The following is a 25,275-nucleotide window of genomic DNA, read 5'->3' as shown; positions in this document are numbered from 1 at the left end:
CCCCGGATTATTCCGGGGCACTCTTGCAAGAATATCCCTTCCCAATCCCTTGAAATCTTCCGCTCAAAGTGTACCTTAGAAAAGTAAACCCAAGCACATGGACTCTAGCACTTTATCGACTTTACAATTGAATTTTGACAGAAAAGACCTCAGTGATGAGGTGCTTTTAGACCTGTATCGCAGCCTGGTTTTGCCTCGACGGATAGAAGAAAAAATGCTGATCCTACTCAGACAGGGCAAGATTTCCAAATGGTTTAGCGGCTGGGGACAGGAAGCGATTTCAATTGGAGCTGTTTGTGCACTTCAGCCGGACGAATTCATACTTCCCATGCATAGAAACTTGGGGATTTTCACGGGAAGACATATTCCCTTGGAACGGCTCTTTGCTCAGTTTCAGGGAAAAAAGTCAGGCTTCACCAAAGGTCGCGACAGATCCTTCCATTTCGGATCTATGGAGCATCATATCGTGGGAATGATTTCCCACTTGGGACCGCAGCTTGCAATTGCCGATGGGATTGCTTTGGCACATAAGCTCCAGGAAGAAAAGAAGGTCTCTCTGGTTTTCTCCGGGGACGGCGCCAGTTCGGAGGGTGACTTCCACGAAGGACTCAACGTGGCGGCTGTATGGAAACTCCCTGTGATTTTCGTCATCGAGCACAATGGCTATGGGCTTTCCACGCCCAGTGAGGAGCAGTTTGCTTTCAAAAACTTCACTGACAAAGGTCCAGGATATGGCATAGAGGCCATTCAGGTAGAAGGCAACAATGTCCTAGATGTCTATCAAACCATTTCAAGAGTAGCTGAAGACATTCGAAAAAACCCACGTCCTGTACTCATTGAGGCGATCACCTTCCGGATGCGTGGACATGAGGAAGCCTCAGGCACTAAATATGTCCCCAAAAATCTCATGGAAGACTGGGGGAAATTAGACCCAATCGACACATATGAAAATTACCTGGAAGTGCTAGGCGTTTTAGATCTAGAAACAAAAGAAACCATCAATCAAGCCGCGAGAGATTCCATCAATTCGGCTTTGGAAATTGCCTTTGCAGAGCCCGTAATTAATCCAACCTTAGAAGAAGAGCTTTCCGATGTTTATTTTCCTTTTGAGCAAAAATTAACTTCTCCCAAGAGCACGGCCAAATCAGAGAGACGCTTTGTGGATGCGATTTCAGATGGATTGCGGCAATCCATGGAGCGATTTCCCAAGCTCGTACTTATGGGACAGGATATCGGAGAATATGGCGGCGTATTCAAAGTGACAGAGGGTTTCAAATCTCAGTTTGGAGGAGAAAGAGTCAGAAACACGCCCCTCTGCGAAAGTGCGATTATCGGCGCGGCATTGGGACTTGCTATCCAAGGCCACAAAGCCATGGTAGAGATGCAGTTTGCAGATTTTGTCTCGGTAGGTTTCAATCAGATCGTCAACAACCTGGCTAAAATCCACTATCGCTGGGGTCAAAATGCAGACGTCCTCATCCGCATGCCTACAGGAGCCGGAGTAGCAGCAGGACCGTTTCATTCCCAATCCAATGAGGCTTGGTTTTTCCACACGCCGGGCCTGAAAATCATCTATCCATCCAGTCCTTACGATGCGAAAGGATTACTCAATGCAGCAATTGAAGATCCCAATCCTTACCTCTTTTTTGAGCACAAAGGGCTCTACCGCTCCATTTCCGAAGAAATACCGGATGAGTACTACACCTTGGAAATCGGAAAAGCAAAGCTTGTCCAAGAAGGAAGCCAAGCCTCCATCATCACCTATGGCATGGGAGTTCATTGGGCTAAAGAAATCGTAGGTGAATTAGGAATTTCTGCGGACATACTTGATCTACGCACGCTCTTGCCTTGGGATAGGGATGCAGTGAAAAAAACCGTGGAAAAAACAGGAAAAGTCATTTTCTTGCAAGAAGATACCTTGACTGGGGGAATTGGCGCCGAAATATGTGCTTGGATCTCAGAACATCTCTTTCAGCACTTGGATGCCCCGGTCATGAGAGTAGGCAGTCTGGATACGCCAGTTCCTTTTGCCTCTAGCCTAGAGCAGCAATTTTTACCCAAAAACCGATTCAGGAATAAACTTCACACTTTAGTCGATTTCTAACTCACTACACGTACATCATGCATTTTCTTTTTAAAAAAACAGCTTTAGTGGCTGCTTTCACACTTTTCTCGGCTGTAGCTTTTTCCCAAAGCTTCACGGGAGCGACCATCGATGGACGATCCGGGGTGAATTTCCTCCTAACCAATCCAGCAGGAATAGTGGACTCCAAATTGAAACTGGACATCAACTTAATATCGTCCAGCGGAATTGTTTCCAATGATTATGCTTCGATCAATCTTTCCGATGTGAGCAAGTTGGACGATGGAGTGCAATTTGACGACGACGTGATCATTGACGCACAGGATCAAAACAACTTTGTGGGAAATATGGACATTCTAGGGCCTGCGGTACTTCTCAATATTGGTGATTACAATAGTATCGCCTTGAGTAGCAGATTCAGAGGTTTTTTCAATCTCAACAATATCGGCGGAGAATTCTATCAGGTTCTCAACGATGAAAATTCTGAAATCGATGATTTCTCTCTCTCTATGGAAGACCTCCACGGACTGATCCATGTCTGGGGTGAAATCGGCCTGAGCTATGGGAGAATTCTAATCGACGATAGAGACTATGTACTTAAAGGAGGCTTGACTCTTAAGTATTTAATGGGCGCTGGAGGTGTCTATGGCAGTAGTCAGGTACTGGGTGCTCAATACAGCTCCTCCACCGACCTGATCAATACCAGTGGCCAGTTTCACTATGGATACACATCAGGATTTGATTCGGAAGACATTGGCTTTTCCGATTTACAAGCTGGTTTTGGAGCCGATCTGGGGTTTATTTTCCAACTGAACGAGTCTACACTCGACCCTTATGCTTTGCAAGGGCACAAACTACAAGTAGGCATATCTCTGATGGATCTGGGCTCCATCAACTATAAATCTGGCAACACCTACTCATACGATGCCAATGCAAGTGTCCCAATCGATGAGTTTTTGGAAAAGGATTTGGAAGAAGTTTTGGAAGACAATTACGAAGGCACGGAGCGGATTCAGGATATCAAATTGGCATTGCCAACCTCCTTACAGCTGTTTGCAGACTATCTTGTTGTACAGAGGTTTTATGTCAATCTGCACGGAAGTCTTTCCGTCAAAAAGCATCAAGAAATACCCGTTACCCAGCTTCTCAATCAGTTCACGATCACGCCTCGATTCGAAACTAGATGGATCAGTGTCTATAGCCCGGTAAGTTTCAGAGAGTATGCTAAAGGAGTGTATTGGGGACTTGGTCTGAGAGCAGGCCCTCTTACGATAGGATCGGGCTCCTTGATGACCAATTTGCTATCAAAATCTAGTCAATCTGCGGATTTCTACATCGGCCTGAAAGTACCGATTTACAAAAAGTGACAGGAGGTTTTTTGATCATGTTCGCCGAACTCTTACATCTCATTTTAATAAATTAGAAAAACTGAATCATCGAGTCATTTCCTCCAAAAAGGAATAATAATCCTCTCCAAAAGTAGGACTCATTAAGCCTTGGACTTCACCATCCTTTAGGTTAAACACGATTCCTGTATTGTTACCTTCTATATTTTTCGTCTGAAAATCACCTTTGGGATCAAATATAACAGGGTCTGAAAATTGTTTTTCGACAATCCAAGCCTCTAGTTTTTGTTTGCTTTTACCACCATATACAAAGACCAATTGAACCTGAGGAAACCTACGCTTTACCTCTTCCCAATCAAGATTGAAGGTAGCCAAGTCCCATTCAAGACTCTTTGAATAAATGACAATCTGATATTTTGCAAGAAACCAGCTTGGTTCAAAATTTTTCCCATCGACTCCGGGAACCCAATCACAGCTAGTACAATGATGTATCGTCTTGTGTACAGATTGCGCACTTTCTTTTCGGTTTACGTGCACGAGCAGGAAACAAATCGCGATGAGCAGAACTAGAATCAGGCTATTTCTCCAAGCTCGCATAGATGATCACAGGGTTGGACTCTTCCTTCAATTCCTTCAATTGAGCTTTGACTTCATCACTAGCGGGAAGCTCCTCCAGGACCTCAATCAGTGCCGGAGCATATGCGATAAATAGCAAATGATCCCCTTCCAAAGCTATCGGAGAATAATAATGGGGCTCTTTTTCTTCATCCACTTCATAGATTCGGGCATCTTCTGTCCGCCGATTGATCACCAGCAATTTCCTGCTTCTCTCTCGATCTCTTTGAAAGACAAAATCTCCGACAAAAAAATCTTCATTTTCAAAAAGCTTATTAAGATCTCCAAAACCATTGGAGTTGATCCGCTCAAACCATTGCATGGGATCCTCAATTTCCCATATTTCTGCGGGCAAGGAATAAGACCCAAAGTCAAATTGATAGGCTAGCTCTAGTGTATCTGTTCCAATCTGATTTACTATCGGAAAAAGCGGATCTCGAACCAGCAATCGTTCATCTCCTTCGAAAATAGACTTTTCCATAAATGGAATCAGAGACTCAGAAAAGTCATTGTACATCCACTTCTGGCTGATTTTCCCCTCGGCATCTAGACGCTGAAGTCGATAGTCGCCGACTGCCCTATTCAATCCCGAATAAAACCAAAAAGTCCCATCAGAATTGGGATAAAAAGAAAAACCCGAAGCTTCAGTCTCAACCTTTTTCAATTGCTCATGACCGGAAATGGAAAAATATACCAACTCCTCATGATCTCCCATCCCGACATTGACCAGCAGGGAATCACCGCTCACCCGAAACTCTTCAAATCGCTTTACCTGACCTGGCCCATCGCCCACTTTCACAATGGGCCCCAAATACGTTCCTTTCCGATCAAAATGATGAATAAAGGCCGGACGGTCATAGTTGGAAACAAAAATACCTTCAGGGGTAAGGAGTGTTTTCAATTCAGCTCCTAGGAATTCTTCTCCACTTCCTTCCAACAAAATGACTTTTTCTATCTGTAATTTTTCTGATGAAATCGGAATCTCCTCAATTGCATAGGTTTTGGAAACTTGATTTTCAATAGCTGTGCTACAAGCGAAAAGGCTCAAAAAAGGTAAAACAAAGATTTTTTTCATAAAAATATTTTCACCTAATCTATTCATCTATTAGGCAAAAAACAAGTGCTATCGAGCTAGTCTCTAACCAGTTTCATCACATAAAACAGGTTGTAATCCCGCTCTTCTTCTCCCTCACCAGCCTTGACCAAAACTTTTCCATCTGGAAGCCCGAGATTGATTCTGCCTTCCTCGGGAGTTCCATTGATCACTCCAACTTGCTTCCCTTCTTTAATCAAAATAAATCGTTCCTTTCTATAGGTTTTCACCGCCTGAGAAAACTCCGGATCCCGGTAATATTCCTCGCCAGCTTTGGCTTTGATGCCATTCAAAATATCCTCTGGCACTGCAGTATTGAAGGAAACCAACTGGTATTCCCCCAAATTTCTGACATTATCTAAACTTGGATAAGTCAATCCGTCCTGATCAGGGTTGGGGATAGCATCATCCCGGTCTGGATGTAGCAGTTCGATGCTTTTCTCAAACACCAATCCCTTTTTGCCCAATTTGTAAAAACTTAACTGATTCCCTTTGGAAGGTAGTACAAAGGCCGTCTGAGAGCTGTGATCAAAGGAGATGCTAGGCAAGCTATTGCCGATCCAAGCACCTTCCTTTTTAGCCTTCCAGTCATCCGCAAAAAGAGTAAATCTCTGGAGAGAATCCTGCGACAAGTCTATCAAGAAACCAGTAGTAGCTCGTTCATAAAACTCAGCCCCGATTTTATCCCCCTTGATTTCCCCGCCTTCATAGCCATTGATCTCCTCTCCAAAGAGATAGGGTTTACCTTCCATAGTCAAGTATTCGAAAGTTTGTCGATAATAATCGATCACTAAGGCATTGAGTCCCAAAGCTGCTCCCTGGTGAACTTTTACTTTCTGAAAGTCTGAATCGTACTGATGAAAATCCATAGTAGGAGACAATTCCTTAAAAACAAACCCATCCATTCCTGTAAATGTTCCTTCCATAAATGTCCCGGCTTGATTGGGTCCTTCTCCTCCCAAATCTCTCGACTCCAGAATTTCACCTTTCGAATTGACCACATAAACATTGCCCTCTCGTTGCTCCTTCAGCAAATAGGTATCATTCTCAGGATTATAATCCAAAGCAACCAACACCTCCAATGCATCAACAACCAACGAGTCCACTACTTCAAAGTGAAATTCTTGGTAGAGATTCCCTTCGGTCCCTGTTTCGCTTTCTGAAGAAGTAGAACAAGCAAAAAATGTCAAAGCAAATGCTGGTAAAAAGAGAGTCAAACTGTTTTTCATAAAAAGGTATGTTAAAAGGGTTTTAAGTATTGGTCGTGAAATCTTAAAAATATAGGACAAGCCATCAAAACTATTTTTAGCGGATTGAAAATAAATACTGACTCGAACTAAAACTTTTCTCGCTATTTTAAAAATCCATCTAACATTCATCCTTTTAAAACCTTTAGCCCAAAATATGAATCCATTCCGAGTCCTTATTATTCTCTGCTTCATTGGCTCCATGTCATCACTGACTTTGGCACAAACCCCTTCTATCCGGACTGGGGCCGAGCAAACTGAGCTTTACCTACCGATTCTCAAAGGAAAGCGAGTCGCGATCATGGCCAATCAAACCGCCATCATTGGAAAAACTCACCTGGTCGATAGCTTGCTGACTATGGGAATCCAAGTGGTCAAAGTTTTTGGGCCAGAGCATGGATTCAGAGGCGATGTCAGCGCGGGGGAAAAAGTAAGCGACGAAACAGACTCCAAAACGGGAATTCCGATCATTTCTCTCTATGGCAAGAAAAACAAGCCTTCCAAAGAAGATTTGGCAGATGTGGATATTCTGATTTATGATTTGCAGGATGTGGGAGTGAGATTTTATACCAATATCAATGCGCTGGCCAGATTGATGGAAGCTTGTGCAGCCAACGGAAAGGAACTGATGATCCTCGACCGCCCTAATCCCAACGCTTATCTCATCGACGGACCTATCCTGGACATGAAATATAAATCGGGAATCGGTATGTTTCCTCTTCCGATGTCGCATGGCTTGACTGTAGCGGAATTTGCTCAGATGGCTAATGGAGAAGGCTGGCTGACTGACGGCGTGAAATGCAAACTGCATATCATTCCGGTAGCCAATTATCATCATGACATGGAATACACCCTCCCAGTACCTCCATCTCCCAATCTCAACACCCAGCAGGCAGTGCTTTTGTATCCTTCCACTTGCATGTTTGAAGGCGTATACCTAAATCATGGAAGGGGCACCTACTCTCCTTTTACTGTTTTGGGAAGTCCGGAGCTCAAGGGGATTTACGAGTTTTCTTACACTCCTACGGGGATCAAAGGAATGGCAGAGACTCCGCTATTTATGGACCAAGTTTGCTATGGTTTAGATTTGAGAGAATTTGACACCGATGAATTGCGGAAAAGCGGACAAATCAATTTCAAATGGATCATGGAGCTTTACAAAGCTCATCCACACAAAGAGAAGTTCTTCGATTCCAGCCTGAGCAATCAAATGGGAACCATCGAAAAACTGATCGGAACTGGAGACTTTCGTCAGCAAATCATCTCGGGTGTTTCGGAAGAAGAAATCAGAGCAAGCTGGGAACCTGGCTTGAGTCAATACAAAGAGATGCGGAAAAAATATTTGATTTATCCTTGATTTTGATTCGCCTCTGAGCTCTTCTTTTTTCTCCAAAAGAAGAGTTTTCGCTTTTTCTTTGCTTTGGTTTTGACCTGACTTGATGAAGGCAACTTCACGAGCTCTTTCCTCCACAAAAAGACCGGTAGTACCCAAAACACTCCAACCATACTGAATACCAGTCCGCCAATGGTCCCGATAGCTAGGGAAAACCAAAAAACCTCGTTTTGCCCTTCCATGATGAAGGGAATCAATCCAAAACAAGTGGACAAAATCGTCAACAATATCGGAATGGCTTTGCCTGCTACAGATTTCAGCACATTGCGGTTATAAGCTCCCTGACTACGATTATTCAGATCGTTGATGATGAAAATCCCGGCATTCACCGCCAACCCTCCCAGCATCACGAAGGCCGCATAGCCACCCTGATCAAAGTAGAAATCGAAGAGTGAAAAGATCAAAAACAGACCGATAAAACTGATCGGAATGATGGCAATGATGTAAACTGGCTGTTTGAGGTTTTCGAAGAGAACAGCACAGATCATGAAAATACCCACGATCAGGAAGGCGATCAAAGAATACTGCCTTTTCGCTTTGTCATAGCTAAATGACCAGGTTTGCTTGTCCGCCGTATAGCCGATAGGCATGATGAGCTTCATTTCTTCCAGTACTTCTTCGAGGTATTCATTCCCAAACTTGCCAGACCCCATGTATTCAAAAGCCACAGAGCGGATGTATTGCCGATCCTCTTTATGGAGAGAGTTGGTGGTCGTCTCCTTCTTGAGTTCTCCAAAATCCGAGATCTTATAGATTCTATTATTTCCTCCTACCAGGCCTTTCTGCTCCAAGTCAAATCGACTGAAATTTTGCGAATTGGCCTCTCGGATCACCATGCCATAGTTTTGATCTTCCAAAGTCAAAAGACCGCTCATCCCCTGCGGCTTGCTCAGATCCAGCATGGTCGTGATGATTTCATACTGATTGGTTTTTCCCAGTGCAATTTGATTCTGATCTAGCCGCAAGACAAATTCCTCTGTTTTTGGATCACCCCAACCTAGTCGTTCATTCGTATTGACCTCTTGAATTCGCTTGTGCTTGAGAAGTTTCTCTGCCAAAATATTGGCCTGACGCTCCAATTCATCAAAATTGTAGCCCTTCATCGTCACCCGATAGGACATCAATCCTTCTCCGCCAGACCCTGTATAAAAGCCTTGCCCAACTCCATAGACATTCCATTGGGCTCCGCTCCAGTCTGTGGATTTGACTGACAGTTTGCCTTTGAGCTGGTAAGGAAGAGCGGATTTTTCATAGGCTTCTTCGAACGTAATCACAATACTTCCCCGCTGGCCCGAAGTGACATAAGTTTCAAATTGCTCGATTCCCTCCACATCTTTGAGGTAGGCCTCAAACTCCCGCATGATGAAATCCATCTGATCCAAGGTATTGCCAAACGGCAAGCGGCAATTCACATAAAGCCGCGTCTTGGTCGCTTCCCGGTAAGAGCTTTTTTCGAAAACTCCCCTCACAAACATCCGAAACGAACCGCCCAAAGCCTGATCTACATAGGGACGGATTTCCTCTTGGTAGAAAGTATTTCCCACTGTCTTGTTATACCATTCCTGACCTTCCCAATTCGCGGGAAGATAGAATATCGGTAAGCCAAAGAGCAATACTAAGAAGGTCACAAAGGTTTTGCGATAGCGGGCTGTCCAAGAGATTCCTCGCTCGTAGCGATGAAGATTGATGGCTCTTTTCCTGAGTTGGGGTATGCTCAGTTTTCGACCTTTTTTGACTGACTCTTTAAAAAGGACCTCATAAAATGCCGGGGTAAAAAACAAAGCAATCAGCAAACTGATCCCCAACATCACGGAGACCACGATAGAGAACTCGGTCAGGTTTTTTCTATCCTCTTCGGGAAGGAAAAAGACGATCATCAAGGCAGCAATCGTAGTCAGAGAAGCCGCCAGCAATGCCAAAAACACTCTTCTGTTTTTATGCTTATGCAGGTGATCGATCATGATGATGGCATTGTCCACTATCAGACCGAAACTGATCGTCAATCCCGCCAGAGAATAGAGATGGATGTCAACTTTGAGGAAATAGAGAATAATCGCACAAAGGCTGAGATTGATCACAATTCCCAGAAAGAGAATGCTGAGATACTTCAGATTGCGATTGATCAGGAAAATAAAGACGATCAAAATCAAAACCGATAGGCCGGATCGCTGATAGATTTTATCCAGTTCCTTTTCCAAAAACTCCGTATCGTCATTTTCCAACGTGATCTCAAAACCAGCAGGGAGCAGGGATTTGGAGCTTTCCACAGCAGCTTTCAGATCTTTGGCCAGCAAGACTTTGTTGACACCATCTCTATTGAAGACAGAAATGGTGACAGAGTTATTGCCATTGATCCGGAAGTAAGATTGAGCCTCGGCCTCCTCCAGTGTCAACTTGGCGACGTCTCTAAGCAAGACATCCTGAGAATTGACCTGAGCGACTTTGAGATTCTCGAGCTGACTCATGTCTTCCAGTGATCGATCGACTTGGACAAAAAGCGTTTTGCCCTGACTATCCAAGACAGAACCTGGAAAACTTCTGCCAAATGCCTGAGAGATTCTACTGGAAAGCTCTCCACGGCTCAGCCCAAAAGCCTGAAGCTTTTGGATATCAAAGGTGATAAACAATTGAAGGTCTGTAGCGCCATTGACGGAGACCTCCTCTACTTCTTCGTAGCGTGTCAAAGATGGCTTGATGAAATCCTCCGCTATCTTTTTGATCTCAAAAGCCGCAAATGGCCCATTCATCGAATAGGTCAAAATTGGGGTTTTTCGGTCGTCTCGCTGTTGAGCGGATTGGTACACCAGCGGAAAACTCACCTTGGGATCTAGCTGAGGATGAATCTGGCGGATCAGTGAAGAAACCTCAAATTTCTTCATTTCCATATCTGCCTTTTTATCAAACTGCAGGGTAATATTTCCTGCGTTGTAGTTCGAAACGGAATTGATTTTTTTGAGTTCGGATAGCTGAGAAAAGGCCCCCTCGAGTGGTGAAGTAGCCAATTTTTCGACGATCTCAGGAGAAGATTGCGGGACGGCATACGAAATGGTCAAAACCGGCTCCCGATCTCTCGGATTCAAATCTACCGAAAGCATAGGGATCACCGCTATCCCCATGATAGCCAGCACAACAAATCCAACTAAAACCCGAAATGGTGTCATATCAAGCTTTTTCTAATTTCTTCTTGGACACAAAAAACCAATAGGCCAAAGGCACAAAATACAAGGCAGTCAGAGTCCCGATTGTCAAACCACCAATCACCGAATACACTAAAGGACGCTGCAAATCAGCTCCTAAACCAGCGCTGAAAATAATCGGAATCAATGCCAAAATCGTGGTGATGGAAGTCATCAAGATAGGCTTCAGGCGAATCTGACCTGCTCTATGCAAGGCTAATTCCAAAGCATCCACCGGCGAAACATCCGGGCTTTCCACATATTCTTTTCTCAGTCGATTGATTGTGTCGATCTTTAGAATCGCATCATTCACCATGATTCCCAGCATTACTACCAAGCCAATTGCAGACATCACATTGAGAGAGGAACCCGCAAGAAGAATAACTAAAAACGCTCCGCCTATCCCCAGCGGCAAGGTCAAAACCACAATCAGCGGCTGAATAAAACTCTCAAACTGAGCCGCCAAAATAAAGTACAACAGCAAAACCGAAATCAAGAGAATTCCGACCAATTGCTGGATGTTTTCCTGGTCCTTGAAATACTGTCCCACCATGGAAATCCCAAGGTTTTTATCATTACCCCATTGGAAAAACTGAGACTGCAGGGCATGCGGATCATCAGTAGTCACATAGACCGATTGGTAAATTCCAGTTTTATCGGCCGTCACGTTCTTATAATGCGCATCGTAATGAAAGTCCACAAACTCACCCAGTGTATAATAGGCCGAATCGGATGCGGCTATTTCTGTATTTCGCAGCAAGTCTTCAAATCTATCCTGCGGTTCTTTAAGCCTAACGGGAGTCACCTCGCCAAATCTCCGAATATCTGTGATCAGATAACTTCCAAATAGCTTTTGTAATTGAGACTGGATCTGTTCCACAGAGATTCTATAAGTCGCCAGCTTTTCAGCTTTCAAGGTGAAAATTACCGAAGATTCTTTCTCCAAACCTGGTCCGCGCTCCCAGTCTGAAGTAGGAAACTGGCTGAGCCAAGGTCCCATTTTTTCCTCCGAGACAGGTTCTTTGGCAGCCAAGTCCTTCCATCTGACTTCGTAGTAAGGCAATGAGGAGTTGAACAATTGATCAAAGGCATTCGGAGCATCACCGATCTGGTAATCCGCATTTGGATAGTTGCTATCGAGATAGGCTTTCAGCTTGGCAACTTGCTCTTCTTTTTGGCTTTCGGAGGAAAAAAGAAAATACAAAAGCGATTGTTGAATGGAATTTTCCCCATCAAATAACAAAAACTGACGAACCCCGATATCCGATTCGGCCTGCAAATAGGCGCCCTTCATTTCCCGCATCAGCGCCACGACCCGGTCTTTGTTTTCTATCGCCGAGATAGGCTCATTCCAATTGATATCCAGCGTGCTGTCCAGCTTATCGATTTTTGGAAGACCTTCCGAAGGCAAAATCAAAGAAATCGCCAAACCCAAAGGAATCAGAATCACAAAGAACAAAAGTGCCGCTTTGCGGTTTCCGAAAACCGTTTCGTAGCCTTTTTCATAGATTTTCAATACACCACTAAAAAACTTCCCTTCCTCTCTATCCTCGACTTTTTTGCTTTTGCTGAAAAAGAGAAAATACAGCATCGGTAATAAAATAAATGCTACTGCCAAAGACACCGAAAGAATCGCTGCCACGGCCACCGCCTGATCAAAAAACAAAGCTCCCGAAATCCCACTGAGGAAAACCAGCGGAACAAAAACCGAAAGTGTCGTCAAAACCGAAGAAATCAAGGCAGACATCACTTCATCCACTCCTTGCACACATGACTCGAAAAGACTCAGACCAGCTTCCCGCTTCCGGGTAATGTTATCCAGCACAATGATGGCATTATCGATCAGCATCCCGATCCCGAGCGCAAGCCCGGAGAGAGAAATGATATTGATGGAAATATTGAAAAAGTAGAAAACCAGAAAGCTGATCAGCAAAGAAGATGGCAAACTCACCCCGATAATCAATGGTAAGCGATAGTCTTTCATAAAAAGAAACAACACCCCAAAAGCAAAAATCCCCCCGAAAAGCAAAGAAGTCTGCAAATTGGATATGGCGGCATTGAGGAGATTGGATTGATCCTGTGTCAACTCAAAATCCACTTGGGGATAGTCTTCTTTGAAAAGCTCCAAAGCATCTTTGAGCTCTGGAATCAACTCATTCATTTTTGCCGCAGCTTGTTTGTGTACGGTTATGACTAGCGCTTCTTGAGCTCCAAACAAATGATAGCCCAACATTTCCTTGCTTTGGTAGCTGACAGTAGCCAGTTTGCTGAGTGGTACGATGGCTCCGGAAGGCGCCGAAACAGGGAGGCTCTCGATATCAGTAGGATTGTCCACTCGGGTAGCCAATCTCAAATAGTACCGAAATTGACCGTCTTTAACTGAGACTCCGGGAAGCTCTGTATTTCCCGCCTGAATTGCAGAGATCAGGTTTTCCTGAGTCATCCCCAAAGCGCGAATATCAGCTTCCTTTGGCTCTACCGTGATGATTCTTTCCTTTTTGCCATTGATATCTACCAGCGATACTCCCGGCAACTGCTCAATTCTTTTCTTTAGAACATTTTCTGCCAAAAGACTGACTTCTATCTCATCAATTCCTTCTTTGGGAACGACCTGCACACGGGCCACTGGGATATCCGAAGTATTGATCCGGATTACCTCTGGACGGGCTATCCCTTCCGGAAGTGAATTGGCAATGCGGTCTATTTTTTCATTGACATCGATGTAGGCCAGCTCCATCTGCGTCGAGTAATCAAATGTCAAGCGGATCGTACCTACCTCCGAACCGGCTTTGGAATCCATATCTTCCAGCCCGTTCAGCGTGATCAATCCTTCCCGAATATTGCGAAGGACATTTTGCTCTATAGCTTCTGGGGAAGCATTGGGATAGGATACTTTGACTACGATCTGGGGCACATCGATCGGAGGCAAAAGAGATATCGGCAGCGTTCGGAAGACGATGAAAGAAAAGACCATCAAGGCCAAAAAAGTCATGAAAACTGCAATCGGTCGGGCTAGTAAAAATCGAACCATCGCTTATTCTGTTACGATTTGGACTGGAGCCTGATGTGCCAATTGAAGATTGTTGGTCGTGATGACTGTACTCCCCGCTTCGATTCCTTCCAATATTTCGATTTCTTGTCCATTGTCTTTCCCTACTTCCACATAGTTCCACTTGGACTCGCTGTTTTCGATGGTGAAGACCACCGCTCTACCGGATCGATAGACGACTGCATCTTTGGGCACCACCAGTGAGTTGGATTGTGGGGCGCGGATGATCGCCCGAGCATTCATTCCCGGCAAAAGGTCTTTGGCCGAGGTGAGCCGGATGGCTACTTGCACCAGCCCATTTTCATCCACTTTGGGATTGATACCCAAAACACGTCCCTCCAAAGCTTCCTTGGTATTGGAAATGGGATAGATTTCTGCCTTTTGATTGATGGAAATGAGCGAAATATCGGATTCCAGCACATTTACTTTGAGTTCGAGATTGCCAGTACTGAGGATTTCGCAAAGTTCAGCATTGGTCGCTACCAAGCTTCCTTGCTTGAATTTCAAATCGGCAATTTTTCCGGAAATCGGTGCTTTGACAATGCATCGATCTAGGTTGAGCTGCGCTTCTCGGAGTTCTATTTCAGCCAGAAAAACACCATTTTTTGCTTTTAATTGCTCTTCAAGAAAGGTCTTTCTCTCCTCATCGCCTGATTCGAAATCTCTGGAGAAACCCAATTTGTCATTTTCAAAAGTTGCTTGGGCATTTCGGAGAGCTATTTTAGCTTTTTCCAATCTTATCTGAGCCTCTGTAGGGTCGAGTCTGGCGATGACATCTCCTTTGGAAACCGCTTGACCTTCTCTCACCGGAAGCTCGATCAAGTAGCCCGGCTGCTCGATCACAGCCTTGACCTGCCCTGCTGCCTCTAGCTTACCAGTCGCATTGATGAGATAGTCAAAACTTTTATTTTCAGCTTTGGCTATGTGGACTTCTGTAGCCGCCACTTCATTTCTAAAAGACTCAGCCGGTATTTCTTCCTGCTTTTCGGCATCCGGCTCACATGAAAAAAGGCCCCATGCAAAAAAAGTGAGGCAAATAATACGGTAGTTGTTCATCGAAATAATCGTTAGCATCCTAATAAACTAAGTTTTAGTCCAAACTCAAAGGGAGAATGAAATAAATACTGTTAAAAATAGTGAATGTAAAATTAGATTTGGAGCTACTACCAAACCCTCCTATTCTTCATTGAAAAAAGGCCTCATCTCTTCATGAATCTCTTCTCTGAGCGTTTTGAGTCTCATGGCATATTCTTCAAGTTTGATCTCCTGATCAGTTTGAGGAGTCCAAGGTTTGACTTTCCGGGGATTTCCGTTTTCGTCCACTGCTACAAAAATGATAATGCAATGGGTCTTTTTGTCAAACTTCTGATCAGAAAAGCCTCTCGAATAGACCTCCACCATAATATGGATACTGGAACTGCCGGTATGTATGACTGCCGCATCCACTTTGATCACCTCACCGATATTGATGGGCTTGTAGAAGCGGATACCGCCCACGTAGACCGTCACGCAGTAGCTCTCCGCCCAAGTACGAGCACAGGTATAGGCCGCCTGATCAATCCACTTCATCACGACCCCTCCATGTACTTTGCCACCAAAATTCACATCGGATGGCTCACTGATAAACTGAAAGGAGGTTTTGTGCAAAGATTCCATAGTTCCGGCTTTTGGCATGAATATAAGAAATGCCAGATGGATTGTGTGGAGACTGATATGAAATTAATTCTTTTGCTTCAGGACTTGCTTGGGCATACTTTCTTGCTAACTATCTTTAATCAACACCCCAAACTCCAGCACCAGCTTCTTGGTCTATCACCTGTCAAAATCGGTCTCTCATACCATCTGACACGCAAAGTCCCCGGAGGATCTCCCTCATAGAGCGTGTAAAGCTGATTCATCTCTTCAATGGATGTCACCTCCAATTTCACCTGAGCAATCCCATCTTCCCGCATATGTAGCGTGGTAGCAGCCTTGCGGGAAAGGTCGATGATCCTTCTTGAAGTTCGAGGAAGCCTGTCATTGATCCGTACCCAAACCGAATCCTCAGTATCTACCCGGGTCACTTTCACCCAAGTGTCAAAAGGAAGGTATTTATGTGCGGCGGTCAGGCTATCCATATGAAAAATCTCACCATTTGCAGTTTTTCGCTGATGAAAACGCTTCCCATAAAAACTCGCCCAACCAGTCTGAATCCGTACTGAATCCACCTCTTGAGCCAAAGTCACTGTAGAAAGCATCAAAAATACCGCTATACAAATCATTCCTCGCATTCGCCTCCTCTACTCAACAAAAATGCCAATTGCCGTCAAGCTTGCATTTTCATTTGTAGAAGGATGGGATGCAGAGTATCTTAGTTTCAAATACGGATCACCATTCCGCTTCATTAATCATTTTTCATCGCCACCATGGACCATAGTCTATGAACTGTTGACCTATCAAACATGCTCAAAATCCTTCATACCGCCGATTGGCATTTGGGAAAAAGGCTTCAGGAGTTTTCCAGATTGCCGGAACAAAAACTGGTTTTGGATGAAATCATCCAAATCGCCGATCAGGAAGAAGTCGACCTCGCCCTTTTGGCAGGAGATATTTTTGACTCTTTCAACCCCTCTCACGAAGCGGTGGAACTCCTTTACAAATCGCTCCACCGCCTATCTAGAGGGGGAACCAGACCTATTATCGCGATCTCTGGCAACCATGACAGCAGCCAATTTGTAGAGGCTCCGGATCCCTTGGCCCGTGAGATGGGAATTTTGTTTTATAGCCGCTATGATTCGGTCATCCCATGTGGCAAACTGGAATCTGGACTCGAAATCACCAAATCAGAGCCTGGATTTGTGGAGCTAAAGCTTCCGCAGCATCCCTTTCCTGTGCGAATTATCCTAGCTCCCTATGCGAATGAGGTGAGTCTCAAAACCTACTTGGGTGAAGGGGATAGGGAGGCCGAGTTTCGTCAAGTGCTGGCCGACAAATGGAAACAGCTGGCGGACACATATTGTGATGACTCTGGCATCAATCTGTATCTAGGTCATTTCTTTTTTGTGAAGGAAGGTTCATCGATACCCGCAGACGCCGAACCAGAATCTGAGCGTCCCATTCTTCATGTCGGAGGTACTCAAGCCCTTTTCACCCAAAACATCCCGCCTCAGATACAATATGCCGCCTTGGGACATTTGCACCGATTTCAAAGCATCTCTCATGATCATTGCCCGGTGATTTACTCCAGTTCCCCTCTGGCCTATTCATTTTCGGAAGCAGATCAGGAAAAGAAAATAGTCCTTGCCGAGCTAAATCTTGGCTCCCAAACCATAATCAAACCTATCGGCCTCAAGCAAGGTCGCCCACTCTATCGAAAAACATTTGATGACCTGACCGACACACTGGAGTGGCTGGAGCAAAACCCGTATTGTTTCGTAGAAATCACCTATGTGACAGAGCATTCCATCGATGCAGCGACCAGAAAAGCCATTTTGAAAGCCCACGACGGTATCGTCAATTTAATTCCATTCATCAAAAATCCCGTAGGGAAAGAAGAACTGAGCTTGAAAGCGGAAGATTTGGAAAAAGACATGATGAGTCTATTCAGGCTTTATCATCAAAGTGAACGAGGCCAGGAGCCCAACGAGGAGCTGTTGGAAATTTTCAAAGAAGTAATCAGCCAAGAAAGCCAGCCATGATACCTGTTCAGCTAGATATCGAGGGATTGTACTCCTATCGCGAAAAACAAAGCATTCAATTTAATGCCCTGACCGCAGCAGGCCTGTTTGGGATATTCGGAGCAGTAGGCAGCGGCAAATCTTCCATCTTGGAAGGGATACTTCTCGCACTCTATGGTAGCACCGAGCGGCTTTCGGACCGGGGTGAAAAAAACTCCATGCTCAACCTACAAAGCGATCAGCTGCTGATCAATTTTACCTTTCAGGCAGGCAAAAACAACTCTAAGACGTATTTGGCTCGATATGAAGCCAAACGAAATAAAAAAGATCCGGAAAAAGTAGATCCAGCGAGCCATACCTTCTATGAAAAATCAGGCTCGGACTGGGTTCCTTTAGAGCTGCGTGCCGAGGATATCATTGGGATGAAAAAGGAGCATTTCAAGCAGACCGTGATTATTCCTCAGGGAAAATTCCGGGAATTTATCGATCTGACGCCCGGCCCCAGAGCCGACATGATGAAAGAACTCTTTGGGCTAGAACGTTTTGATCTATCCGGCAAGACTGGCGCTCTCCTGAGGGAGGTAAAGGATGAAAAAATCCGTCTGGACACCAAGCTTCAAGGCTTGGAAGAGTTTACTCCAGAGCTATTGGCTGAAAAAACTGAACTCCTAAATAAACTAACTACTGAATCCTCCCGAGTCGAGTCAGAGGTCAAAGCCCTCGACGAACAAGTGCGGCAACTGGAAAAATTTCAGGAAAAACATGCTAACTGGACTGAGTTTAGAAAAATGCGCAAGGAGCTCCTTGACCAAAAACCTCAGATCGACAAGCAGCGCATCTTGCATCAGGAATTTATCACAGCCAAAAACCACCTACGACCTATCTGGAACCAGCTGCAGGACCTGAAGAAAGACCGGGAAAAGTATCAGATCAGCATCACGGATAGCCTGCGCTTCGAGGCTGAGTTTGAAAAAGAAATCAAACAACTCGAAATCGAAGAACAAGATCTAAAGCAAAAAAACCAAAATCGTCCTCTCCGGGAAGCCAAAATTCGAGATCTCAAAAGAGTCATAGAACTGAAAAAACTCCAAGAAAACCTGGCCCTCAGCCAAGCCCATCTGGAAACACTAAAACCATCAATTGACTCCCTGACAACAAACCAAAACCAGCTGGACAAAAAAGCTCATCAGCTGGATCAAGAACTGGAATCGCTACCTAGCCTAGATGCCGCACAATTATCTGATCTCAAATCTCTACAGCGACAATGGACCGAGCTAGACGAACAAATCAGCCTTCAGAAAAAAGCTTTGGCACAATTAGATAAAGAGGGGAATAGCTTTACCCAAACAATTACACAGCTTCGAAGCAAAATCCCAGGCGAGTTTGTAGATGAAAATGAATGGCAGCTGAATCAAAGGAGCAAAGTCTCTGAAGTCGAAAACATGCGCGAAAACACCCTGCGGAACATGGGGCTTTACGCTCACTCCCATCTTTTGGAGGACGGCAAACCATGTCCTCTCTGTGGATCAGCAGAGCACCCCAATCCTCTAAATGCTGAAAACCAAGAAAAAGAAGCACAACAAATAGATCGGCAATTGACTGAGGAGAAACATGCCTTGGAAGAGATTTCGCAACTGATCCAACTACTCAAAGAGCAGCATTTGCACCTGGAAAACCACCAGAAAAACACCCAAACAAAAGGCAACGAAATAGCACAGCTAGAGAAGAAACTCTCAATGGTTCAGGAAGAAATCAGCCGCTTGGGGATAGAGAATAGCATCAGACTCACTGAGAAAATCAGAGAGCTGGAAAGCAGTCTTCAGCAGCGGGAATCCATTCTCAAAACGCAGCAGGAGCTTCGAAAAAACTGGCAAATCAACCGTGAAAAATTGGAGAAGGAACAGGTTGCTTTTCAGCAAGCCAATTTAAAAAAAGAAAATCTTTCCTCTCAAATCCAATCCAAGGAGAAGGACCTCTACGACCCTACATTTTGCAAATCCTTTTTCTCGAAAGAAATCCAAGAAATCGAGTCTGGCATCGCCAAGGTGGAAAGGGATATCGAAAATGCGCAGAGAGATTGGGAAGGAAAAGTAGCCCATCTACAAGAAGTAAAAACCAAACAAACCACAAATCAGACGGATTTGAAGCATTTCAGATCGCAGCTGGAACAGACTGAATCGAATCTACATTTACGCCAAACTGAATTTGAAAACCTCAAAATCGAGCATGGGTTTCAGGATGAGCCGAGATTGATTCGCTTGTTTGAGCACTCACTGGATGCAGAAAAGATCGCCAGAGACATCCAACAGTTTGATCAAAGATTAGCGCTGGCAGAGAGCAGAATCAGCGAACTGGAGCAAGAAAAAGAAGTCACTGAGTTCCAAGAAGAGCACTTTGTGCAGATGCAGGCCAAATATCACCTACTGAAATCTGCCGCAGAAGAAAGCCGCAATAGAGCCGCTCTCCTACAGGAGCAAATCAAAACCTACCAAGAAAAACTTGCAGAAAAGATTCTCCTCCATGCCACCAAAGAGAAAATAGAAAAACGAGAAAGCTATCTACGAGAGCTGGAGCGACTATTCAAAGGCTCGGGATTTGTCAAATATGTCAGTTCCATCTACCTCAAGGAACTCTGCAATACAGCCAATTTGCGCTTCATGAAGCTGAGCAAAAATAGCCTCAGCTTGGAGATCGATGATGACAATACCTTTTGGGTCATCGACTACCTCAATGGAGGCAAAAGACGTCTACTCAAAACCCTTTCTGGCGGCCAGACTTTTCAGGCTTCTCTTTGTCTTGCTTTGGCTTTGGCAGAAAAAATAAAAGCACTGAATCAGGCTGATCAAAGTTTCTTCTTTTTGGATGAAGGCTTCGGCGCCTTGGATAGAAATGCCCTCCGGGTAGTATTTGAAACGCTGAAATCGCTGAGACATGAAAACCGGATCGTAGGTATCATCAGCCATGTGGAAGAACTCCAACAGGAGATAGGCGTCTTTGCCAAAGTCGAGCTGGATCCAGATAAAGGATCTCAGGTAACTTACTCCTATTAAAAGCAAAAAAGTCCCCCGGCTAGATGCCGAGAGACTTTTTGAACTAAGAAAACCAATTTTCCTTAAGGTAACATATTCTTGTTGACCCAGTCAATCTCATCTTGACGAATGGTATGATCACCGTCTTCAAAGAGCAAAGTTTTGATTTGAGCGCCCATCCCTTCCAACAAGGAGGCTGATTGTAGGATTCTTTCAGCCGGAACATGGAAATCTCTTTTGCTGCTACCGATAAAAATCGGAGTAGACTCAAAGTCGCCCATATACTTCGTTGGCTCGAGCTTTTCTCCAATCAATCCTCCGGTAAATGCGATCACTCCACCCAGCTTTTGAGCATGCAGTGCGGCATATTCCAAACTCAAACACGCACCTTGCGAAAACCCAATGAAATATATCTGCTCAGGCTTGATCTCATGCTTCAGTGCAAGTTGAAAAGCCTCATCTACGATGGAAAGGGAAGTTTTCAGTGATTTTTCATTGCTTTCGTCCGGAGCCATAAAACTATACGGATACCAAGTATTCCCTTCTGCCTGAGGAGCTAGAAGTGCAAAGCCTTCCAAATTGAGGTATTGCCGCAACGACAGAATACTAGAAGCACTGGCACCTCTTCCGTGAAGAAGTATTGCTGCTTTACTTGCTTCTTCGATTGGGATGCCTGCTTGATGGATATTAGACATAGTTCATTGGATTAAGTGTGACGGGAGTTAGGCTGCTTTCTATTTTCTCACGAGAAGGCTCCGCCCAGTCTGGCAACTTAATCAATTCACCAAGACGGGCTTCATCTTCGTCAATTGCGAAACCTGGCTCATCTGTAGCGATTTCAAATAACACACCTCCCGGTTCGCGGAAATAGATCGACTTGAAATAATTTCTGTCTTTCACTTCTGTCACATGATAGCCATGCTGAAGTAAGATTTGCTGAATTTCCAATTGACTCGCTTCATTCTCCGTTCGGAAAGCAATATGATGCACTGTTCCCGCACTTTGCACACCATGAGGTACGGCACTGTCAACCAATATATCCACAATATCTCCAGGCTTTCCCTCAGTACCATAGCGAAACCTGTTTCCTTCCTGAGCTATAAAGCTATAGTTCATATGATTGACAAGCAGCTTTTCGGTCAGTTCTTTGGCTCGAAGATTCAAGGTAGCCCCATAGAATCCGCGAATGCTATGTTCCAAAGGTATCTGTCCGTAGGTCCAACCAGGTCTTTGATCCTCATCTGTAGCTACCAGCTCGATTCCCATTCCGTCATGATCCTCAAAACGAATCAGCTCCGAACCAAATCTGGTCAGGGTATCTGAAATCACAACCCCAAACTTTCGCAACCTCTCTCTCCAAAAACCCAATGAATCTTTGCCAATAGAAAAAGCTGTATAGGTCAACTCACCGACTCCCTTTCGGCCTTTTCTGGCTCCTGTAAATGGAAATGTGGTAAAAACCGTACCCGGCTGCCCCAACTCATCCCCGAAATAGAAGTGATAGACATCAGGCGCATCGAAATTGATCGTCTTTTTGACCAATCTCAAACCAAGGATACCTGTATAGAAATCTATATTCGCTTGGGGGTTGCCTGCGATAGCAGTGATATGATGAATTCCTGTGACGAGCTTTTTCATGATATTGGATTTGAAAAAAAAGCTCTCGAATGAGAGCTTTTAATACTTGTTGATTTGTATTTAAGCTTGTTTGACTAGCTGCACGCTGAGCAAAAGTCTCACTTGATCGCTGACTACGACACTTCCTGCCTCAGTCACTGCTGACCATGCCAGACCGAAGTCCTTCCGGTTGATTTTACCTTCGATTTCAAATCCAGCTTTGGTCTGACCGTAAGGATCACCTGCGACTCCACCAAAGTCCACATCTAAAGTGACCTCTTTGGTAGTCTCACGGATAGTCAAGTTACCGATCAATTTGTAATCTCCGCCGTCATTGCTGATGGCTCCTTCGAAAGAAAGCTTTGGATGATTGGCAGCATCGAAGAAATCAGCAGATTTCAAGTGGTTATCTCTATCTTTTTGATTGGTATCAATGCTATCAATTGCTGCAGAGAAAGACACTTTTGCCCCATCAAAATCATCAGATGATGATTCTGCGGCTCCTTCAAACTCTCTGAAATAACCTGTCACGGTAGAAATCACCAAGTGTTTTACTTTGAAAGAAACTTCAGAGTGTGTTGGGTCGATAATCCATTTTGTACTTGTCATGATGTTGTTGTTTTAAGTTGATTTTATTTTGTATTTACATTAGATGTCTAGACACATATAGGTCCAAATTTTTTTTATCCTCTCAATTTGTCCAATAGATCATTCAGCTGAATAGCCTCATCTTCAGTGAGGTGAACTATTTTCTGATTAAAATCCTCCACGCTTTTCTCTACTAAACAGAGCAGCTCCATTCCTTTTTCCGTAATCAGTATATCCACCTGACGACGATCTTTGGAGCATTCACTGCGCTCTACCAGTCCTTTATTTTTTAGCTTCTCCACTAGTCTAGAAGCATTGGACATTTTATTAAGCATTCGCTCTTGAATGGACGAAACGGTAATAGGAGCACCTTTTTGCCCTCTCAATATGCGCAATACATTGTATTGCTCGGGAGAAATATCATTGGGTTTAAACAGAGTCGCTTGTGCTGCCACAAGGTAGCTATGGGTGTACAAAAGGTTGACCACTAACTTATTGAATGGATCCTTAAATTCCCTTTGCTGTATCGCTTCTTCTATCTTTCCCATTTTAATTTCAAATGTATTTAATGTATATACATGTAAATATAAAAAAAGGTTTCACTTTTGAAAAAATAAATCAGAAAAATCGATTTTAAGACTCTAGAAAATAAAAAAAGAGGCCAAGGCCTCTTTCTCTTTAATAGTTGATAGCTCCTACCAGTCCAATCCTGGCTGAGTGATCGTAGTATTTTCTTCCGCTTTGGCAGCGTCTACGATTTGCTTTACGTCCTCCAGCAACTTTTTAGCATCATAGACGATTCCGTCTTTCACCGTGTATTTCACTCCTCCGACTCGGATCGGCTTGTTATTTTCATCAATTCTAATCGCTCCAGTCCCGTAAAGAACCTTCAGGTTTTGTAGGGGATTTTCTTCCAAAATCACGAAATCAGCCAACTTTCCTACTTCCACAGTTCCGATTGAATTCTCCATTCCCAAAGCCTCCGCTCCATACATCGTCGCAGATCGAATCACTTCCAAAGGATGAAAACCTGCCTCACGGAGAAGTTCTAGCTCACGGATGTAAGCGAAGCCGTACAACTGATAAATAAAACCAGAATCAGATCCAGCTGTCACCCGACCGCCTCTGTTTTTATATTCATTGACAAAAGTCATCCAAAGCCTATAGTTCTCTTTCCACTGCAACTCTTCCTCGGTAGTCCAATCAAACCAATAAGAACCATGAGACTGCCGGCTCGGGGAATAAAATCTCCAAAGAGATGGCAAGGTATAGACATCATGCCACTCTGCTGTGCGAGCTCGCATCAAATCCCGATTTGCCTCATAGATGTTAAAAGTGGGATCCAGCGTAAAGTCAAGTTCCAACAATTCATTCATGACATTATTCCAATGCTCTGAATACGGAGCCGCCGCCTGCTTCCAAAGCTTTCCCGCTTCAGCAAACCTATGTTGCTCGTTTTGATAATTATAGTCCAAGCGGAAATCCTGAACCGTTCGATCCTCAAATAATGCTTCTGGCAGGCCATACCAGTGCTCCATGGATGTCAAACCCACACGAGCTGAATGAAGCACGTTCCATCTGGCCACGTCCATTTGCTGGTGATGCATCGCCGACCTCAACCCGACCTTTTTATTTTCAGAAATAGCAGCCTCCATCACTTCTGGATTGGCCCCGAAAAATTTGATCCCGTCAGCTCCCTTATTCTTGTTTTCATTCACCCAGGCCTTCGCTTGCTCTGCGGTTACGATTGGTTCTTTGGCACCTTGTCCAAAACCTGTATAGGCCAATATTCTCGGAGCTACAATCTCATTGGCAGCAGACCTTTCCTTTTCACTCAGCACCCAATCAAGCCCATTTCCAGCAGAAGGGTCCCGAATGGTAGTGACCCCATGCGCCATCCATAGCTTGTATACATATTCAGCCGGTGTCCCCTGACCTCGTCCGCCAATGTGCGCATGTGCATCTACAAACCCCGGCAGTAGATAATGTCCCTCCAGATCCAATTCCTGTGTATTCTCATCAGCTTTGGGTCTGCGAGCATCATTAATCGGTAAGCCTGGATATCCTACTTGTTGGATTCTTGTGATCTTATCTTTCTCTACTACAATATCCACAGGACCGGTTGGGGGTGCTCCCGTCCCGTCGATCAGAATCACTCCACGAATGATCAATTTAGAATACGGCCCTTCGCCTTCATTTCTGTCTGGCGCCGGCTCTATCTGAGCAAAAGCGTATACCGCAGAAACTGCGAACGCCAGCGTAAAGAGTATTTTTTTTAACATAGGGTATGGTGGTTGGTGTTTAATGGAATAAGATAGGGTAAAAAGAGAAACCAAAAAACTCATTTTGGATGAGGGAAAACAAAAAAGGCCCTGATTTCTCA

General features: G+C 44.4%; 18 protein-coding genes. 5 read left to right on the top strand and 13 right to left on the bottom strand.

Annotated features, from left to right (window positions below; genetic code table 11):
* The first annotated feature begins 97 nt into the window (after positions 1 to 97).
* Together G460_RS0117115 and G460_RS0117110 are read left to right on the top strand one after the other, a co-directional pair.
* A complete protein-coding gene (locus G460_RS0117115; RefSeq protein ID WP_026956512.1) occupies positions 98 to 2,104 on the top strand; it encodes an alpha-ketoacid dehydrogenase subunit alpha/beta in 2,007 nt (668 codons plus the stop codon).
* Positions 2,105 to 2,121: 17 nt separating this feature from the next.
* Complete coding sequence (locus tag G460_RS0117110; protein WP_035464571.1) at positions 2,122 to 3,450, top strand: DUF5723 family protein; 1,329 nt, start codon at positions 2,122 to 2,124, stop codon at positions 3,448 to 3,450.
* 66 nt (positions 3,451 to 3,516) lie between these two features.
* Here the strand turns inward: G460_RS0117110 and G460_RS0117105 are convergent, their stop codons facing one another.
* From G460_RS0117105 to G460_RS0117095, 3 genes are read right to left on the bottom strand one after another with little or no spacing between them, the layout of a single operon-like run.
* Entirely contained in the window at positions 3,517 to 4,026 is a 510-nt protein-coding gene (locus G460_RS0117105) for a hypothetical protein (RefSeq protein ID WP_026956510.1), read from the bottom strand.
* Positions 4,007 to 5,119, bottom strand: a complete 1,113-nt coding sequence (locus G460_RS0117100; RefSeq protein WP_169817525.1) for a 6-bladed beta-propeller — start codon at positions 5,117 to 5,119, stop codon at positions 4,007 to 4,009. Before G460_RS0117100 ends, G460_RS0117105 begins: the two co-directional genes overlap by 20 nt.
* Before the next feature lie 56 nt (positions 5,120 to 5,175).
* The gene (locus tag G460_RS0117095) at positions 5,176 to 6,366 is read right to left on the bottom strand and encodes a hypothetical protein (RefSeq protein ID WP_026956508.1); all 1,191 of its coding nucleotides are present in this window, start codon (positions 6,364 to 6,366) and stop codon (positions 5,176 to 5,178) included.
* A gap of 220 nt (positions 6,367 to 6,586) precedes the next feature.
* On the opposite strand from G460_RS0117095, the gene G460_RS0117090 reads away from it, so the two are divergent.
* Positions 6,587 to 7,741 carry an exo-beta-N-acetylmuramidase NamZ family protein gene (locus G460_RS0117090; protein ID WP_425393939.1) on the top strand — a complete coding sequence of 385 codons (1,155 nt, stop codon included), beginning with the start codon at positions 6,587 to 6,589 and terminating at the stop codon, positions 7,739 to 7,741.
* Here G460_RS0117090 and G460_RS0117085 read toward each other — a convergent pair.
* The 5 genes from G460_RS0117085 to G460_RS22055 form a co-directional block, all read right to left on the bottom strand.
* Positions 7,732 to 10,938 (bottom strand): efflux RND transporter permease subunit, encoded by a 3,207-nt coding sequence (locus G460_RS0117085; RefSeq protein WP_026956506.1) that lies wholly within the window; start codon positions 10,936 to 10,938, stop codon positions 7,732 to 7,734. The two genes, G460_RS0117090 and G460_RS0117085, sit on opposite strands and share 10 nt — an antisense overlap.
* A gap of 1 nt (position 10,939) precedes the next feature.
* Complete coding sequence (locus G460_RS0117080) at positions 10,940 to 13,984, bottom strand: efflux RND transporter permease subunit (RefSeq protein WP_026956505.1); 3,045 nt, start codon at positions 13,982 to 13,984, stop codon at positions 10,940 to 10,942.
* Positions 13,985 to 13,987: 3 nt separating this feature from the next.
* Positions 13,988 to 15,058, bottom strand: a complete 1,071-nt coding sequence (locus tag G460_RS0117075; RefSeq protein ID WP_026956504.1) for an efflux RND transporter periplasmic adaptor subunit — start codon at positions 15,056 to 15,058, stop codon at positions 13,988 to 13,990.
* A gap of 120 nt (positions 15,059 to 15,178) precedes the next feature.
* A complete protein-coding gene (locus G460_RS0117070; protein WP_026956503.1) occupies positions 15,179 to 15,658 on the bottom strand; it encodes an acyl-CoA thioesterase in 480 nt (159 codons plus the stop codon).
* A gap of 119 nt (positions 15,659 to 15,777) precedes the next feature.
* A complete protein-coding gene (locus tag G460_RS22055; protein WP_051316089.1) occupies positions 15,778 to 16,272 on the bottom strand; it encodes a septal ring lytic transglycosylase RlpA family protein in 495 nt (164 codons plus the stop codon).
* Between the two features lie 171 nt (positions 16,273 to 16,443).
* Here G460_RS22055 and G460_RS0117060 point away from each other — a divergent pair, with 171 nt between their 5' ends.
* Together G460_RS0117060 and G460_RS0117055 are read left to right on the top strand one after the other, a co-directional pair.
* Complete coding sequence (locus tag G460_RS0117060; RefSeq protein ID WP_026956502.1) at positions 16,444 to 17,679, top strand: metallophosphoesterase family protein; 1,236 nt, start codon at positions 16,444 to 16,446, stop codon at positions 17,677 to 17,679.
* Positions 17,676 to 20,708: an SbcC/MukB-like Walker B domain-containing protein gene (locus G460_RS0117055; RefSeq protein WP_026956501.1), complete on the top strand. Its 3,033-nt coding sequence runs from the start codon at positions 17,676 to 17,678 to the stop codon at positions 20,706 to 20,708. Before G460_RS0117060 ends, G460_RS0117055 begins: the two co-directional genes overlap by 4 nt.
* 62 nt (positions 20,709 to 20,770) lie before the next feature.
* Here G460_RS0117055 and G460_RS0117050 read toward each other — a convergent pair whose 3' ends face one another.
* From G460_RS0117050 to G460_RS0117030, 5 genes are all read right to left on the bottom strand, one after another.
* Positions 20,771 to 21,382, bottom strand: a complete 612-nt coding sequence (locus G460_RS0117050) for an alpha/beta hydrolase (protein ID WP_026956500.1) — start codon at positions 21,380 to 21,382, stop codon at positions 20,771 to 20,773.
* Positions 21,375 to 22,325: a ring-cleaving dioxygenase gene (locus tag G460_RS0117045; protein WP_026956499.1), complete on the bottom strand. Its 951-nt coding sequence runs from the start codon at positions 22,323 to 22,325 to the stop codon at positions 21,375 to 21,377. Before G460_RS0117045 ends, G460_RS0117050 begins: the two co-directional genes overlap by 8 nt.
* Before the next feature lie 60 nt (positions 22,326 to 22,385).
* The gene (locus G460_RS0117040) at positions 22,386 to 22,913 is read right to left on the bottom strand and encodes a YceI family protein (RefSeq protein ID WP_026956498.1); all 528 of its coding nucleotides are present in this window, start codon (positions 22,911 to 22,913) and stop codon (positions 22,386 to 22,388) included.
* Between the two features lie 74 nt (positions 22,914 to 22,987).
* Complete coding sequence (locus G460_RS0117035; RefSeq protein WP_026956497.1) at positions 22,988 to 23,440, bottom strand: MarR family winged helix-turn-helix transcriptional regulator; 453 nt, start codon at positions 23,438 to 23,440, stop codon at positions 22,988 to 22,990.
* 147 nt (positions 23,441 to 23,587) lie between these two features.
* Entirely contained in the window at positions 23,588 to 25,174 is a 1,587-nt protein-coding gene (locus tag G460_RS0117030) for an amidohydrolase family protein (protein ID WP_035464617.1), read from the bottom strand.
* Positions 25,175 to 25,275: the final 101 nt, after the last annotated feature.

Source organism: Algoriphagus vanfongensis DSM 17529 (assembly GCF_000429465.1).
Taxonomy (GTDB): Bacteria; Bacteroidota; Bacteroidia; order Cytophagales; family Cyclobacteriaceae; genus Algoriphagus; species Algoriphagus vanfongensis.
Note: the sequence above shows the minus strand (reverse complement) of the source record. Positions and strands in the feature narration are given on the sequence as shown.